The following is a 13740-nucleotide window of genomic DNA, read 5'->3' on the forward strand; positions in this document are numbered from 1 at the left end:
CCTTGTTTTTGCTCTTTTTAAGAAAGGTGAGCAGGTGGAGGAAAACCCATATGATTAAAAATACTACTCCTAGACAAGATATTTCCCCAAATAGACGTAATCCATTGCCTCTTTTAATAACTGGCTTATTGCTCGGTTTGATTATTGGTGCTCCGCTAGGGTGGTTTAGTCACCAGCTTTTCTTTCGATACCGCTCGGCTCAGGTTCTATTGTGCCGCCAACAACACTTTGGACAACCAGAAGTCGAACTGCAACGTTTATGTGGCTCTTTATATTAAGTATTAGGAGTAGCAATACAGTAACGAAACATAGATCTACTATGGTTCTGCTCAACCAATTCCAATAGCAAGCAGTTCCGCAAATCTCAAGCTAACTTACGTGATCGCATTCGCGAAGTGTGAGCGCCCTCGCCGTGCGATCGCCTACCTCTTTGTATTTCTACAGCACCAAAAGAACTAGACAAAACCCTAGTAGCAAATTTTTCATACAAATTTCTAAATTACGGTGGGTGAGAATTGAATTTTGTACTAACATGGCAAGCGAGAATAGAATTCGGTAATAGTGTTTGTTTGTGGTATTGATGGGCTTTAACCTTTTGATATTGGCAGGCTTTTCTCCGAAATCTACATCTCCACACACTCATGATTTTGGAGAAAATCTATGTCAGTTTATGTAGGCAACCTCTCTTATGAAGTCACAGAAGAGGCTTTGAATGAGGTTTTTACAGAATATGGTTCTGTGAAAAGAGTTCAGTTGCCAGTTGATCGTGAAACCGGTCGTGTACGTGGCTTTGCTTTTGTAGAAATGAGTTCAGAAGCTGAAGAACTCGCTGCCATTGATGCGCTTGATGGTGCTGAGTGGATGGGTCGTGACTTGAAGGTTAATAAAGCGAAACCTAAGTCAGATGGTGGTTCTTTCGGTGGTAGACGCGGAAATAATGGTGGAGGATACTCTCGCCGCTACTAAATTTTGTTTTCAAAATTTAGCTTTTATTTCTCTTGGGCAGAGTAAGTGTCTGCCCTTTTTTATTCTTCCGACTACCTCTACCAGTTAAATTATTGAGGAGAAAGCGAATGACTCAAATCGTAGTGGGCGAAAATGAGGGACTTGAGTCAGCTTTACGTCGATTTAAACGGCAAGTTTCCAAAGCGGGAATTATGCCTGACGTAAGAAAACATCGTCACTTTGAAACACCTCTAGAAAAAAATAAGCGTAAAGCCAAAGCAATTGCTAACTCCAAGCGCTACAAGAAACGTTTCCGCAGTTAGCCAAAGTAACCATGGAGCAAACCATGCAAAATGTGAACTTTACATTTAACCTACTTTGAGTACAATTGTGCGTTTAATGCTTTAGTAATGCGATCGCTTGTTTCTTCTAAGTGAGCTAGGGTATAAATATCCAAGTTATCGCTCTGTTGCTTGAGGTTAGCATCAATAGCTTGATGGAGTTGGCGCAGTTGGTACCAAGCCAATGTACGACTATCTTCAGGTACATCGCTAGTACGCAACACCATCTCCAGCAAAATACTCAGATATTCTCTTTGCAATGAACGACGGATACTAGAAATTGGCTTTGCTTGCTTTAAGTCAAAAACTTCTGTCCAAATATCTTTTTGCAAAGTATCAAATAATTCTGGCATAGACAGTACTTGCCCTGGCAGAGTTTTGAATTCTATATCCCGTAAACGATGGAGGCGATCGCTATCTAAAAGCGATCTTAAAATCGAACTTTGAAAGTGTAGAATTCGCTCGTGAATTGGATAATCCAGACGTGATACAGGTACATAGTTCCCCCAATGTTGCCATCGTGAGGGTACTAGCTGATTGAGCAATTGTGGTGAGAAACTCAAAGCATCCCCAGCAAAAACATTCTTTTGTAACGTCGCTAATACCTGACGTTGTTGTTCTAAAGAAACAGGTATAAAGCTAGGGCGAGTATCTTTACCGGCATGGTGACGCCGAAAATATTGCCCGCCGATATATTGAGTCAGTAAGGAAGCATTACGAAAATAGTATCTCAGCACTCTATTGAACAATACACGTAAGTCACTATAACTTTCTCCTTTGACTGGATAACGCTTTTCAAGTTGCTGCCACATCATGCGGGCATTATCCATTTGCCACTCACAATAAAGCAGTACATCGTTACTCATATCCCAAACATTGGCAAGAGGGTTGATGTCCCAAATATCTTCATCGGTAGCATAAGATAATTCTGGTTGAGGCGAAGCCAAAGCAATCTCCTCTAAAAAAGGTTTTTCAGCTTCAGGAGCGATCGCCTCTGTTGTTAGGTGCGGGTGAGGTTTATAACCATACTCTATCGCCCATTCGTCGTAAGGGCCAATAATTGCCGGAAAATAATCGCCTTGCTTTACTCCCACAGGTGCTAGATTCACGGGCAAATAATCCATCACCGAACCTACTAAACCTTTGGTGCGAGTAATTTCGGTATTGTTTAATTCTTGAGGCGCTAACATGGTACTGCCGTGAAAGTTGTGACGCAAACCTAAAGTATGCCCGACTTCGTGAGCAATTAGAGAACGCAAATACTGATGCACGTACTTTTTCATCTCATCACTATTTGGTGTAGCGTTTTGCAACAGTGACAACGCCAGCGCCCCCATTGCGGCTTGATTTGCAGACTCCACACCATAGCACAAGTCAGAATCAGGCATCAAGATGGCATGATTGCTATCTGTTTTGTGCTTCTCCCTTAAGGCTTGGCATAAGTTTTTACCCCTTTGAGAAAAGGATTCATCCATAAATATTGAATCTGTTCCCATCAGTGCGCGATATTCCTGCTCAATTGAACGCACCATGTTGGCATCCACAATTATATCTGCATCTAATATTTCTCCAGTCAGAGGATTAACACGTGCTGGCCCCCTGGCGAAACCTGCATCTAAAGAATTAAACCAGCGAATCGTGTTATACCGCACATCTGCTGGCTGCCAATCTGCATGATCTGACATTTGCCGCACTTCAATGGCGTTTTGAAATCCGGCTTTTTCAAATGCTTTGTTCCACATCAAGACGCCTTCACGAATCGGATCACGATACTCTAATGGCACAGCATTTTCAATCCAAAATACAATTGGCTTTTTGGGTGGGGACAAAGGTGCGCTACTATTGGATGCTTCTAAATGCCAACGGTGGATGTAACGTACAAAGGGTTCTTTGCTCTGATTGTGAGGAAAATCCTGAAAGGCAGTGATAAAATATCCTACCCTATCATCAGCAACTCTGGGAATATAACCGTTATTTTCGGGTAGTAGGGAAAAACTGTAATGTACTTTCAGAGTCAATGCTCTGCTGTCAGGTAAAGTGACTAAATATGCCCCTTCTGATGATGAAAAATTGTAAATTGAGTCAATCTCTAGGTTGAAAGGGAAAATTTTGACATCTCCAAAATATGATTTTTTCTCTTCTAGATGGTAATCAGCCTGCAAAGAGTATTTTAATAGGGAAGCCAAACCAGGAAAATCCTGCATCAGCAGGTCATCAAGTTTTATTAGAATGCTTTTAGTATAGGGATCAATACTAGCTATTTCGAGCGCATACAAAACTGAATCGCTAAAGGAACGAGCGAGCGATCGCACTTCTGGCTCATCTGACTTTGCACGGAACTTGACATTACGAACAACAAAATGCAAGTTATAGTTTACTCGTTGGAAGTAGAAGAGAAAATCTTGTAGAGGTAATCCACTATAAATACCACTTTCTCCTACACCCGATTCTAATGTAACTGTACACAAATAATTTTTATTTAGTTGTTCTGGTCTAATTTCCCAATAAACCTCACCAGAATCTTTATTACGATAAAGGGTGAAAAGTCCCTCTAATTTATCTGTATCTTTTAATTTTTCACGAAATCGTCGAAAACTTTCTTTTCTATCTTCTTTGTCTGAATTATCAGTAATGCCTATATTTTCAAATACTGGCAAGCCATTAAATTGCTGCACATAACTACTTAAAAGTTTATCGGCCAATGCATTCTCGGTTGCAAACAACAAATAGCACAAGAATACTGTACAGATGGTCAATTTTGTAATCCAGTCTTTCATCCCTTAGCTATCCTATGAAGCGGTATTAGTCTTGAGGCTCCGCTTAAGTAATAATAGATTAGCCGTTTTTGTATTTTTAAGGTAGTGATATTTTTACTAAATTTAATTGATTTCTTGGAAGATTACTAAGTTAATGATTATATTTTCTCAAATTTACACACATTGTTGATTTTAAAAGTAATTAATCAAGTAATTTTTAAGACATTAAAAAAGCAAAGATGGGTGATAAAGCTCATCTTTAAATACAGATATTGTAGTAGGTGATCAGTAACTCACCCAAATCTACCTTGTTCCACCAACCAAAAAAGTAGGCAGAGTGTTAATGCTAGATATGCATTAGGTTATAAAGCTAAATTGTACGTTAACGCTAGCTTAAGTCTGTGGCAAATGCTACCATCTGTGTTAGATTGTTTGTCTAGCTGATGTTTCATCCAATTCAATCTTACTTATCACAGGTCATAACAAAGTAAGCTAATAGTATTTTGACTATTATCTATTAGTAGCCTTTATCACTACTATATTTTGCTGTTATAGAGAGTTGTTGTCAGCTTTATTACCACCAATTATTGCTTGCAGCAAACTTCCTATGAAGAATATAAATGCTGTAATTACCAACAGTAGCATTAGGCTTGCAAGAGAAGCAAATGGAGATATGATAAACAATAATAAAAATACAAACAACAAAGTAGTTAACAGTGTCTTATTCATAATTTTTCTCTCTATTTCATTTCTACCTTTAACTTAACTTATTCATTTGTCATTCATTATCTTTCTTTAGAAGCAATTAGATAATAATTAATTTAGCAAGTTGCTTCTTATTCAGATTTATTTAGTATTAAATTCAAATTGCCAGCTTTGTCATCTGGCATTGCGTCATTTTGAGATGATTTCGGAATTTGCATGACACGATATTCACTGTGTCTAGTGTATTTTTACGCCAACTTCAATCATCCACTTTTTCAGCAACACTAAACTAATTAGCCTTGACGTTAAGGTTTTTAATCCAAAAGGGTAACGAAAATTATGCTCTAAATTTTACTATAGTTAAATTTCTCTTTGTCAGTCTTTTGCTTCTGTTTTGCTCCTGCACACAACCTTAGAAACAAGATTCTTGACTGTTCAAGATAGTCGGGCTGAATCTAGGCTGTAGTTTTCACATAATTGAGCGATCGCAGGCTATAAGTTCATAGTAAGGACTTTAATCATAAACTCCGAGAGCGCGTGCATCGCTGACTACGAACACCTCAAAACCTATGCGATAGATTACTAGCCCTGTGAATAAACCATAAACCATATAAACTTAGTAATATAACTTAATATTTGTATATACTTTAAGGTATCTTGCCGAACAAACCTTGGATCAGCCCTCGTAAACCAAGGTTACTCTACTGCTCCTGTCAAGACGCTCATACTCCAGCCAATAGAATTGTGTAGGCGAGGGACACATGGCTGATGACAGTAAATACGCGTGTTGACTTACTACTGCTGTAACTTAATCGCGATGAAACACCGGCGTGAAACAATGGCTGTGACTCAGCGCATTTTAATTGAACTATTACGGCGCAGACGCAGTCTAATATTTTGGATTATCTTTCCTGTTTCTGTGCTGATAATTAACGGATTTGTGTTGGCAGAAAGTATGAACCTGTCAACAGAACGAGGTTTTGAATATGCTGCTCCTTCTACTTTAGTAGGAGCAGCCCTATTTTTTAGCTGTTTGGGTGGCAGCGTTTCTACCGTAGTCTCAGAAAGAGAACAGCAAACCCTCAAACGCCTTTTTATCTCTCCTTTAAGTGGTACATCCTATTTTCTAGGTATTTTTTTGGCTCATAGTTGCATTGGTATTGGACAAACATTACTTATTTACACAATCGCAGCATTGTGGGGTGCAATCTTCCAGGGTTCGATATTCTTAGGAGCAATAATTATTTTATTGAGTATCATCGCCTATGTTGGTTTAGGCTTTATTTTAGGTACACAATTGGCTCGTCGTACCGAAGATGTCAACTCTCTAGTTGCTGCTTTTGGAGTACCTTTATTAATATTAGGTGGGGCATTTTTCCCCACTACATTTTTACCGGAAATATTACTTGAAATTGCTAAAATCAATCCGATTTATCACATGAGTGAAGCTCTGTTAGGAGTATCTGCGGAGGGGAACAATTTCAGAGAGATTGCGTCTCATCTCAGGTTTCTTTTTGGTTTTGCAGCCATCATGATTTTCGGGGGTTGGGTAGCTTATCGACGGATGCTGCTAGTAGAAAGGAGATTGTGATCGATAGAAGGCAGAAGGCAGTCCCAATGAAACAAGTTTCATCGCCAGGCATGAAAAACCTCACCCCGTCCTGTCGGACACCCCTCTCCTTAGCAAGGAGAGGGGCAGGGGGTGAGGTGACTTTCAAGTCAGAGGGCAGTAGACGCGCAAGCGGCTTCCGTAGGTAGGCAGAAGGTAAAATAACCTTCCTAAATAGGTTTTAAAGGTTGGCATTTTATGTTGAAGTATGTCCACCTACTTGCTCACATTTCACTAATAATATAAAACCAATATAAAACTATGCTGTCTATAGAAAAGCTCAATAAGTCCTATGGTAAAAGACAAGTTCTTCAGAATTTAACTCTTGATGTCGCTCCTGGAGAAATATATGGTTTACTAGGTGCAAATGGAGCAGGCAAAACTACTACAATTAATATTATTTGTAATTTATTGCAAGCTGATAGTGGTGCCGTAAAAATTAATCATCAACCAGTTTCAGAAACAACAAAAAATTTCATTGGGATTGCACCACAAGAAAATTTATTATACAAAGGACTTTCTTGTGAAGAAAACCTCAAGTTTTTTGCAAAAATTTACGGTTTAGATAGAGTAAAACGGAAACAAAGAATCAAAGCTGCTTTGGAAGCTGTGAATTTATTAGATCGGGCAAAAAGTCCCGTCGAAACTCTGAGTGGTGGTATGCAACGGCGCTTAAATATTGCAGTGGCATTGGTGCATCAGCCAAAGTTAATCATTTTAGATGAACCTACCACTGGTTTAGATATTGAAGCGCGGTACGAAATTTGGGAGTTGATTAAACAACTCAAAAATCAGGGCATGACAATTTTATTAACCACTCATTTATTAGATGAAGCAGAGCGCCTGTGCAACAGAATTGGTATTTTGAAAAATGGTTGCATTTTAGCTGAGGGTTGTTTAGAGGATTTGCGTAGTTTTATTCCAGCTAAAGAAATTTTGATTGTGCAAACTGATGAAGAGGAGGAAGCGATCGCGCGTGCAATTGCCTGTGGTTTTACGCCTCGGCGTTATGGAAATGATTTGGCTTTTTGGTTATCGGAACATTTGGAATTAAAAGAGATAATTGCACAGTTTGATGGCATTGCTATTGATTCAATTTCACGGCAACCTGTGAGATTGGAGCATATATATATGGAATTGATACAAGTAGGTAACACAGAGATTAAGCAGATAAGTAAAAGGCAGGTGACAGAGGAGCCAGTGCGGTGGTGAGGCAGCGCCGTGGGCGACTGGCTTCACCTGGCGTGGCAGAAGGTAAAAGGCGATCGCACTCGCTAATACCGTTTCACCAAAACTATGATACAAATGCATATAGTCATAATTATTGTAACTAAGAGCCATTAAACCTCTCTCAATCTCCTGCTATCCAGTTAGTAAGTGGACGAAATGGAATCCAAAGATAGCCTGGTTTAAAGCTTACAAAACATTCGGGATTACCCAACCTCTTCCAAATATCTTCAGATATTACTAAGCCGCTAAATTTCTCTGGTTCTTCTTTCATTAGCTCGTCCGAAAATCATTCTTCATAGGTTCTAAATTCATCCACTTCAATCCCAACTAGGGCATAGCGAAAAGGAGGAGCTAATTGTAAGCTCGGCAGCAGTATCTTTAGGAATGCTCAAAGACAAGCGAGCGCTAGAAGGCTTAACTAATACATTGCAAGATGAATATGAGGAGGTAAGGCAAATGGCAATGTGGGCTTTAGAACAATTCGAACAGTAAGCGCAACTTAACCAACTTCAATAACCTTTGATGCTAATACGGGTGATACCAATTCTCTATAAACTTTCACTTAATGAGTACCGACTTCTTTCTTTGTGTCCTACCCTTACGGGTAGACACGTAGACGGACGTAGTCCGGCTTCAAGGTAGAGTAGTGGCTTCTGTAGACGGGCTTTGCCCGGCTTCCCGTAGGGTAAGTAGCCGCTCCACGTCTAATGTGTCCTTTGTGGTTAGTTTTTTAATATTAAGTGCATCTTTGAGAATTTGTATGATTTGTTGACGGTTGCTGATACTAAAACAAAAAAGGCCCCGATTTATCATCGAGAGCCTTTGAAATTCTAAAAATCAGACTCTAATTACAGAGCGTTACCGCGAGGTAGAACTTCCTCTGGGAACACAAATTTCTCGTGTGGCTGATCTTGAGGAGCCATCCAAGCGCGGATACCCTCGTTCAGCAAAATGTTTTTGGTATAGAAAGTTTCAAACTCTGGATCTTCTGCTGCGCGCAGTTCTTGAGAGACGAAGTCGTAAGCACGCAGGTTCAATGCCAAACCAACGATGCCAACCGCACTCATCCACAAGCCTGTGACTGGTACAAACAACATGAAGAAGTGCAACCAGCGCTTGTTGGAGAAAGCAATACCGAAGATCTGAGACCAGAAACGGTTTGCTGTCACCATCGAGTAGGTTTCTTCAGCTTGAGTTGGATTGAAGGCGCGGAAGGTGTTTGCTGCTTCGCCGTCTTCAAACAGGGTGTTTTCGACTGTCGCACCGTGAATCGCACACAGCAGCGCACCACCCAATACTCCTGCTACACCCATCATGTGGAAGGGGTTGAGTGTCCAGTTGTGGAACCCTTGCAAGAATAGCAAGAAACGGAAGATTGCTGCGACGCCAAAGCTCGGAGCAAAGAACCAGCTTGACTGTCCCAAGGGGTACATCAAGAATACGCTTACGAATACGGCAATTGGTGCTGAAAATGCGATCGCGTTGTAGGGACGAATGCCCACTAAGCGAGCGATTTCAAACTGCCGCAGCATGAAGCCGATTAAACCAAAAGCTCCGTGCAAAGCGATGAATGGCCACAATCCTCCCAACTGACACCAACGGGTGAAGTTACCTTGAGCTTCTGGACCCCACAACAGCAATAGGGAATGTCCCATTGCGTCTGCTGGTGTGGATACTGCTACGGTTAGGAAGTTACATCCTTCTAGGTAGGATGATGCTAATCCGTGGGTGTACCAACTGGTGACGAAGGTGGTGCCGGTTAGCCATCCCCCTAGTGCCAAAAATGCACAGGGGAAGAGCAGAATACCAGACCACCCTACGAATACGAAGCGATCGCGCTTCAGCCAGTCGTCGAGAACGTCAAACCACCCTCTTGTGGGGGCGCGTCCAACTGCGATGGTCATTAGAACAAATCTCCAAATTTTATAAGTACAGGTTTTGTCCTCTATATATAGACTGCCATTTTTTGACTGCCTATAGACAGAAAATAAACTGGATTGTCAATCCAATTTACAAATTTTTACTTCTTCTAATCATATTAAGTGTTCTTCGCTAATTTTTCCAGTCTTTTTTTAACTTAACTTAATCTTTGCGGATAAATTTCACGCAATACCCATCAAGAAAATTTACAGAAATAGCTATGAGTCACAAGGTACAACCGCCAACCTGCGTATAAAGATTTTAGCTGTCTCTGCTCTTAAGCTGGATAATGACATCATATGTAGCTATCTGGGCTAGTGTCTTTACCAATTGGCAAAGCTTTCTAATGAGCAGTGAGATTCAGCTTGCTAAAGTTAGAATTAGACCAAAAGTTAAATTAAATTCAGGCTAGATGTTTAACATTGATTTAACCGTAAAAAACACCCCTTTCCCGATCTCAGTGCAGCGTAAGACTGCGGAGGATGCTGAAGCTGTTTATCAGCTAATTTTGGCGGCGATGAGTTCTGGCAAGCCAGAGATTGTGGAACTCAAGTGCGAGGGCAAGACAGAGAAAAAAATTGCCGTCCGTGCCAGTGAAATTTCAGGGGTGCAGATTGCACAGAGAGATGGTGTAGCCACTGGTAGTGGTAGACCGCCTGGTTTCTTTGCCTTAACCTCTGAGTAAGGTGCTGGTGGTGTAGAAATGGCGGAACCGGGCATCAAGGTACAAGATTTAAACTTCAGCTGGCCGTCAGGTGAGAAGGCAATTAAAGCTTGCTCTTTAGAAGTACCCAAAGGAGAATTCTGGATGCTTTTGGGTACAAATGGTAGTGGAAAATCAACATTACTTAGACTGTTAGCAGGGCTATTGGCTCCTCAATCTGGCGAAATAGGAATTTTGCATCCCGTTGGTTTTGTTTTCCAAAATCCCGATCATCAACTGGTGATGCCTACCGTTGGTGGTGATGTAGCTTTTGGGCTGGTGGAAGAAAAATTACCACTAGCTGCTGTGAGAGCCAGGGTTGAAGAGGCGTTAGCAGCAGTAAATTTGCTGGGATTGCAACGACGCCCTATATACGCCTTGAGTGGAGGACAAAAACAACGAATAGCGATCGCTGGTGCTTTAGCTCGTCACTGTCCAGTTTTACTACTAGATGAGCCGACTGCATTACTCGATCCAGATAGCCAGCTAGAATTGGTGGCCGGTGTCCGCAAATTAGTCAAAAGTCGGGGTATCACCGCTCTTTGGGTCACACATCGTCTCGACGAATTAGATTATTGTGACGGTGCTTTTTTATTAGAAAGAGGCTCATTAATAGATCAAGGAGAAGCCCAACGTCTCAAAGAACGTTTGATGCGCTCGGACGAGGAAAGCTCGTAAAAGGGACTAGGGGCTAGTAGTTAGTAGTTAGTAGGGGAGCCAGTGCTTTGGGGAGGCATTGCAGTCTTGGGGATCTTCCCTTCTGCCCCTGGTGCTCCTTGTCCCCTTCCGTGTCCCCGTGTCCTCTTCCCTAGTCCCTAGCCTTTCTTGAAGCAATTATTTATAAAGTAATCACTTTTTTGCTTATGTAACATAGTGTTACAAGGGATGGTTGAATTACTATAAAAGTTATGAATGAATTTTGTTAACTTTAGAAAATTGTGATTCAAAACCATGCCTCGTCCCTCATCTACAGCCGTTTTGCTTGTAGACGGCTACAATATAATTGGTGCTTGGTCTTGCCTTAAAAAGACTCGTGATAGTGCTGGACTAGAAGCAGCACGTTGGGAACTGGTAGAAACTTTGATCGGTTACAGCGCTTTTGTGGGCTACAATACGCAAATTGTTTTTGATGCCCAATATCAAAACTCCTGTAGCAATAAAGAAATCATCACTGAGCTTCTCTGTGTTCATTATACTGATTTCGGGCAGACAGCAGACACCTATATTGAAAAAGTCTGTGCATCTGTTCGTTCTTCACTGACTCAAGCTTTTTCTGCTCGCATGATTGTTGCGACATCAGATCGCGCACAGCAATTGGTAGTGCAAGGGTACGGTGCGGAATGGATGTCAGCCCAACAACTGTGCTATGAGGTACAAGCTACTGTTTGTCGGACTCGACAAAAGTATCAACCACGCAAAAAGTCTAATGGTAGATTTTTAGCTAACTCTATCGATGCTAAGGCTCGGCAGCGTTTAGCCGAACTGAGAATGGGATTGTAAGTAGGCCAACAGATACATTAGTCCTTAATAACTCTTGAGCTAGGTTCAGAGCTAATTAGCACTGAGACATCATAGAGTGAAACTGGTATCCAAACATTTTTCCAAAAAATTTTTTAAAGTACTTGCTATTTATATTTTTTGGTACTAATATAAGAAATCGCGGCGTTCCTCAGTAGCTCAGTGGTAGAGCGGTCGGCTGTTAACCGATTGGTCGCAGGTTCGAATCCTGCCTGGGGAGTTAAGAAAAACAATCAAGGTAAAGGGATGAAGGATAAAGAGAGAATTTTACACCTCAACCCTCAACCTTCATACTTTAAAGATTTGTGGTTGCTTGATCAAAAAGTGACGTTTCTCAACCATGGCTCTTTTGGGGCTTGTCCGAAAGCGGTGTTAGCAGTTCAAGAGCGCTTGCGATCGCAATTAGAACAAGAACCACTAAGATTTTTCACTAGAGAGTGGGAACCGCTAATAGATGAAGCCAGAAACAAATTAGCGGCATTTGTGGATGTTGATACTGAAGATTTGGTTTTTGTCCCGAATGCAACTACTGGTGTCAATTCGGTTTTGCGTTCTCTTGTCTTTCATCCCGAAGACGAAATACTCACTACTAACCACGAATACAACGCTTGTCGCAATGCTCTAGATTTTATTGCCAGCCGCACGGGGGTGCAGGTTGTTGTTGCCAAAGTTCCTTTCCCAATTGAGTCGCCACAACAGGTTTTAGAGGCAATTCTAGAGCAAGCTTCATCAAAAACACGGCTGGCACTTTTAGATCATGTGACGAGTCAAACTGGGTTAATTTTTCCCCTACAGCAACTTGTGCAACAATTGCACGAGCAGGGTATAGATACGCTTGTAGATGGCGCTCACGCACCCGGAATGTTAGCTCTAAACTTGCGAGAAATTGGCGCAACTTACTACACAGGGAATTGCCACAAATGGCTGTGTGCGCCAAAGGGAGCAGCATTTTTGTACGTGCATCGAAATAAACAGCCAGATATTCGCCCATTGACAATCAGCCACGGTGCTAACTCACCGCGTACCGATAAAAGTCGCTTTCAATTGGAATTTGATTGGATGGGAACAGACGATCCCACAGCATATATGTGCGTACCAGAAGCGATCGCATTTCTGGGATCGCTACTGCCCGGTGGTTGGGATGAATTAAGGCAGCGAAACCATCAACTTGTGTTGCAAGCAAGAAAGCTACTTTGTGAAGCGTTGGAAGTATTGCCACCCTGCCCTGATGAGATGATTGGCTCAATGGCGGTTGTACCTATGCCTGCTGCTTTGGAAAATCGCAATTTTATATCTGTACGCGATGAGTTGTTTGATATGTTTAATATTCAGGTGCAAATAGTTCCTTGGCAGGAAACACCAAAATTACTAGTAAGGATTTCAGCGCAGATTTATAACACGATTGAGGAGTATGAGTATTTAGGCAGAGCGATCGCGCAACTTCTACAGCAGTAAGAAGATATGGATCAAACAAAAATCACCTATAAAGAAAGCCGCGATATTGATTTGCACAGCATCCTGACATTGTACAAGGCAAATCACTGGTCTTCAGCCGACAAGCCGGAGCAACTCTACAACGCCCTAACAAATTCCCACTCCTTAGTTTCGGCATGGGATAAGAATAAATTAGTCGGACTTGGAAACGCTATTTCTGATGGTTTTTTAGTCGTTTACTATCCTCATTTATTGGTGTTGCCAGAGTATCACAAGCGAGGTATAGGCAGACAAATTATGACAATATTAATGTCTCGCTATCAAGATTTTCACCAACAAATTCTAGTTGCAGACAAAGAGGCGATCGCCTTTTATAAAAAATGTGGATTTGAGCGATCGGGGAAAACCGAAGCATTGTGGATCTATGCAGGAGAAGAACATTGATGAAAATGACACGTGAACCTATCCCACTAATAAAATTTTGTTAATCCAGATGTGAATAGTTGTTAGGGAAAGAAAACCATCAATCTATACCCCAGAAGCTGTAAATGAGATTATCAAATTGACTTGCTGCCAACC

17 protein-coding genes and 1 tRNA gene are annotated in these 13740 nt (G+C 41.3%); 13 read left to right on the forward strand and 5 right to left on the reverse strand.

Annotated elements, in window-relative coordinates:
- Positions 1-50 precede the first annotated feature (50 nt).
- The 3 genes from QUB80_RS30005 to rpsU all read left to right on the forward strand — a co-directional run bounded on the left by QUB80_RS30005 (position 51) and on the right by rpsU (position 1268).
- Complete coding sequence (locus tag QUB80_RS30005) at positions 51-278, forward strand: hypothetical protein (protein ID WP_289793113.1); 228 nt, start codon at positions 51-53, stop codon at positions 276-278.
- Positions 279-660: 382 nt separating this feature from the next.
- Positions 661-966, forward strand: a complete 306-nt coding sequence (gene rbp / locus QUB80_RS30010) for an RNA-binding regulator (RefSeq protein ID WP_289793114.1) — start codon at positions 661-663, stop codon at positions 964-966.
- Between the two features lie 107 nt (positions 967-1073).
- The gene (gene rpsU / locus QUB80_RS30015) at positions 1074-1268 is read left to right on the forward strand and encodes a 30S ribosomal protein S21 (RefSeq protein ID WP_016877213.1); all 195 of its coding nucleotides are present in this window, start codon (positions 1074-1076) and stop codon (positions 1266-1268) included.
- 50 nt (positions 1269-1318) lie between these two features.
- Here the strand turns inward: rpsU and QUB80_RS30020 are convergent, their stop codons facing one another.
- Positions 1319-4063, reverse strand: a complete 2745-nt coding sequence (locus QUB80_RS30020) for a zinc-dependent metalloprotease (RefSeq protein WP_289793115.1) — start codon at positions 4061-4063, stop codon at positions 1319-1321.
- Positions 4064-4591: 528 nt separating this feature from the next.
- Positions 4592-4771, reverse strand: a complete 180-nt coding sequence (locus QUB80_RS30025) for a hypothetical protein (RefSeq protein WP_289793116.1) — start codon at positions 4769-4771, stop codon at positions 4592-4594.
- Positions 4772-5564: 793 nt separating this feature from the next.
- On the opposite strand from QUB80_RS30025, the gene QUB80_RS30030 reads away from it, so the two are divergent.
- From QUB80_RS30030 to QUB80_RS30040, 3 genes are all read left to right on the forward strand, one after another.
- Positions 5565-6338, forward strand: a complete 774-nt coding sequence (locus tag QUB80_RS30030; RefSeq protein WP_289793117.1) for an ABC transporter permease — start codon at positions 5565-5567, stop codon at positions 6336-6338.
- Positions 6339-6617: 279 nt separating this feature from the next.
- Positions 6618-7568, forward strand: a complete 951-nt coding sequence (locus QUB80_RS30035; protein ID WP_289793118.1) for an ATP-binding cassette domain-containing protein — start codon at positions 6618-6620, stop codon at positions 7566-7568.
- Positions 7562-7690 (forward strand): hypothetical protein, encoded by a 129-nt coding sequence (locus tag QUB80_RS30040; RefSeq protein WP_289793119.1) that lies wholly within the window; start codon positions 7562-7564, stop codon positions 7688-7690. Before QUB80_RS30035 ends, QUB80_RS30040 begins: the two co-directional genes overlap by 7 nt.
- 17 nt (positions 7691-7707) lie before the next feature.
- On the opposite strand, the gene QUB80_RS30045 is transcribed toward QUB80_RS30040, so the two are convergent.
- Positions 7708-7857 carry a hypothetical protein gene (locus tag QUB80_RS30045; RefSeq protein ID WP_289793120.1) on the reverse strand — a complete coding sequence of 50 codons (150 nt, stop codon included), beginning with the start codon at positions 7855-7857 and terminating at the stop codon, positions 7708-7710.
- An 83-nt stretch (positions 7858-7940) separates the two neighbouring features.
- Between QUB80_RS30045 and QUB80_RS30050 the strand changes: the two genes are divergently transcribed.
- Entirely contained in the window at positions 7941-8078 is a 138-nt protein-coding gene (locus QUB80_RS30050) for a HEAT repeat domain-containing protein (protein WP_502875339.1), read from the forward strand.
- A 141-nt stretch (positions 8079-8219) separates the two neighbouring features.
- Here QUB80_RS30050 and QUB80_RS30055 read toward each other — a convergent pair whose 3' ends face one another.
- A complete protein-coding gene (locus QUB80_RS30055) occupies positions 8220-8399 on the reverse strand; it encodes a hypothetical protein (RefSeq protein WP_289793122.1) in 180 nt (59 codons plus the stop codon).
- 35 nt (positions 8400-8434) lie between these two features.
- Positions 8435-9490, reverse strand: a complete 1056-nt coding sequence (psbD, locus tag QUB80_RS30060; RefSeq protein ID WP_127011367.1) for a photosystem II D2 protein (photosystem q(a) protein) — start codon at positions 9488-9490, stop codon at positions 8435-8437.
- Positions 9491-9918: 428 nt separating this feature from the next.
- Between psbD and QUB80_RS30065 the strand changes: the two genes are divergently transcribed.
- From QUB80_RS30065 to QUB80_RS30090, 6 genes are all read left to right on the forward strand, one after another.
- Positions 9919-10191: a UPF0367 protein family gene (locus QUB80_RS30065; protein ID WP_289793123.1), complete on the forward strand. Its 273-nt coding sequence runs from the start codon at positions 9919-9921 to the stop codon at positions 10189-10191.
- A gap of 18 nt (positions 10192-10209) precedes the next feature.
- Positions 10210-10887: an ABC transporter ATP-binding protein gene (locus QUB80_RS30070; protein ID WP_289793124.1), complete on the forward strand. Its 678-nt coding sequence runs from the start codon at positions 10210-10212 to the stop codon at positions 10885-10887.
- A 273-nt stretch (positions 10888-11160) separates the two neighbouring features.
- Positions 11161-11709: an NYN domain-containing protein gene (locus QUB80_RS30075; protein WP_289793125.1), complete on the forward strand. Its 549-nt coding sequence runs from the start codon at positions 11161-11163 to the stop codon at positions 11707-11709.
- A 166-nt stretch (positions 11710-11875) separates the two neighbouring features.
- Positions 11876-11947 (forward strand) — tRNA-Asn (locus QUB80_RS30080).
- 26 nt (positions 11948-11973) lie between these two features.
- A complete protein-coding gene (locus tag QUB80_RS30085; protein ID WP_289793126.1) occupies positions 11974-13182 on the forward strand; it encodes an aminotransferase class V-fold PLP-dependent enzyme in 1209 nt (402 codons plus the stop codon).
- Between the two features lie 6 nt (positions 13183-13188).
- The gene (locus QUB80_RS30090; RefSeq protein ID WP_289793127.1) at positions 13189-13605 is read left to right on the forward strand and encodes a GNAT family N-acetyltransferase; all 417 of its coding nucleotides are present in this window, start codon (positions 13189-13191) and stop codon (positions 13603-13605) included.
- Positions 13606-13740 lie beyond the last annotated feature (135 nt).

It is taken from the genome of Chlorogloeopsis sp. ULAP01 (assembly GCF_030381805.1).
Lineage (GTDB): Bacteria > Cyanobacteriota > Cyanobacteriia > Cyanobacteriales > Nostocaceae > Chlorogloeopsis.

Bases quoted from the DNA above. Each gene is read 5' to 3' on its own strand.
- QUB80_RS30070 (WP_289793124.1), top strand. From the start codon at position 10,210: ATGGCGGAACCGGGCATCAAGGTACAAGATTTAAACTTCAGCTGGCCG.
- QUB80_RS30020 (WP_289793115.1), bottom strand. From the start codon at position 4,063: ATGAAAGACTGGATTACAAAATTGACCATCTGTACAGTATTCTTGTGC.
- QUB80_RS30090 (WP_289793127.1), top strand. From the start codon at position 13,189: ATGGATCAAACAAAAATCACCTATAAAGAAAGCCGCGATATTGATTTG.
- QUB80_RS30055 (WP_289793122.1), bottom strand. From the start codon at position 8,399: ATGATAAATCGGGGCCTTTTTTGTTTTAGTATCAGCAACCGTCAACAA.
- QUB80_RS30085 (WP_289793126.1), top strand. From the start codon at position 11,974: ATGAAGGATAAAGAGAGAATTTTACACCTCAACCCTCAACCTTCATAC.
- QUB80_RS30005 (WP_289793113.1), top strand. From the start codon at position 51: ATGATTAAAAATACTACTCCTAGACAAGATATTTCCCCAAATAGACGT.
- rpsU (WP_016877213.1), top strand. From the start codon at position 1,074: ATGACTCAAATCGTAGTGGGCGAAAATGAGGGACTTGAGTCAGCTTTA.
- QUB80_RS30025 (WP_289793116.1), bottom strand. From the start codon at position 4,771: ATGAATAAGACACTGTTAACTACTTTGTTGTTTGTATTTTTATTATTG.
- psbD (WP_127011367.1), bottom strand. From the start codon at position 9,490: ATGACCATCGCAGTTGGACGCGCCCCCACAAGAGGGTGGTTTGACGTT.
- QUB80_RS30035 (WP_289793118.1), top strand. From the start codon at position 6,618: ATGCTGTCTATAGAAAAGCTCAATAAGTCCTATGGTAAAAGACAAGTT.
- QUB80_RS30065 (WP_289793123.1), top strand. From the start codon at position 9,919: ATGTTTAACATTGATTTAACCGTAAAAAACACCCCTTTCCCGATCTCA.
- QUB80_RS30030 (WP_289793117.1), top strand. From the start codon at position 5,565: ATGAAACACCGGCGTGAAACAATGGCTGTGACTCAGCGCATTTTAATT.
- QUB80_RS30045 (WP_289793120.1), bottom strand. From the start codon at position 7,857: ATGAAAGAAGAACCAGAGAAATTTAGCGGCTTAGTAATATCTGAAGAT.
- QUB80_RS30075 (WP_289793125.1), top strand. From the start codon at position 11,161: ATGCCTCGTCCCTCATCTACAGCCGTTTTGCTTGTAGACGGCTACAAT.
- rbp (WP_289793114.1), top strand. From the start codon at position 661: ATGTCAGTTTATGTAGGCAACCTCTCTTATGAAGTCACAGAAGAGGCT.